Source organism: Gemella sp. zg-1178, from assembly GCF_018790995.1.
Classification (GTDB): Bacteria; Bacillota; Bacilli; order Staphylococcales; family Gemellaceae; genus Gemelliphila.
On the sequence record NZ_JAHKEI010000061.1, the window covers coordinates 1 to 807 of the forward strand.

The 807-nt window shown below is 39.0% G+C and carries 1 protein-coding gene; it reads right to left on the reverse strand.

Going from position 1 to position 807, the window contains the following annotated elements:
• Positions 1 to 71: 71 nt before the first annotated feature.
• Complete coding sequence (locus KMP12_RS07425; protein WP_215757070.1) at positions 72 to 761, reverse strand: SH3 domain-containing protein; 690 nt, start codon at positions 759 to 761, stop codon at positions 72 to 74.
• Positions 762 to 807: the final 46 nt, after the last annotated feature.

Consider the following 807-nt stretch of genomic DNA (forward strand, 5'->3'; position numbering starts at 1 on the left):
CTAGCCACAGCAGAAAAACTATACAACTACTACAAACAAACAAAAAAAGGGAGCAAATAAGCTCCCTTAAACTATCTAAAATGGCCAAATTCCATTTGGTTTTTATTATCCCTAAAAGTACCAGTCGCAACAAACCTACGCTTACCACTAGAAGAAACATAAGAAACCCACACATAACCATTAGCTATGCAATAACTATCATAATTAATAACTTGACCCCTTTTATAAACAGCCACCACTTCACAATCAAGCCTAGGCTCATTTCTAACATTTAAAGACCCAGCCGTAACCGTAAAATGCCAACTCTCAGGAACCCTTGTCCACTCCCTATCATTTGCACCATCAACATCATAAGGCGGCCTAATAATAGCGGCAACCAAGCCATCATACCTATTAACAACCCTTGCAGGACCTCCCTTTGTCAAAGCGTCTGCGTTGCCGTCTACATTTTGCTCAACACAAGTAAGCAAACTTCCATTTACAGCCGTACAAATGCCAATATGCCCCCAAGGTAAAGTAATATTCCATACCACAATATCACCTGGTTGAATAGTAACCTCACCCCTTTTAAAACGCCTAAAACCAGCTGGCAAAGCATTATTAACATAATTAATAGCATTACCGTGAACTTTACCGCCCCAATTATCATAAACATAAGCCATAATCAAATCCACACACTGAGAACCATACCAACCGTCAAAATCAGTACGCCCCCCTATCTTACTTTTTACCCAACTAATCGCTTCTGTCTGTGTTACCATAAAAAAAACTCCTTTCAAAATAAAAAAGCCAACCAAAAATTGACTT

Excerpts from the sequence above, each read along its gene's own strand:
- KMP12_RS07425 (WP_215757070.1), bottom strand. The coding sequence starts at position 761 with ATGGTAACACAGACAGAAGCGATTAGTTGGGTAAAAAGTAAGATAGGG.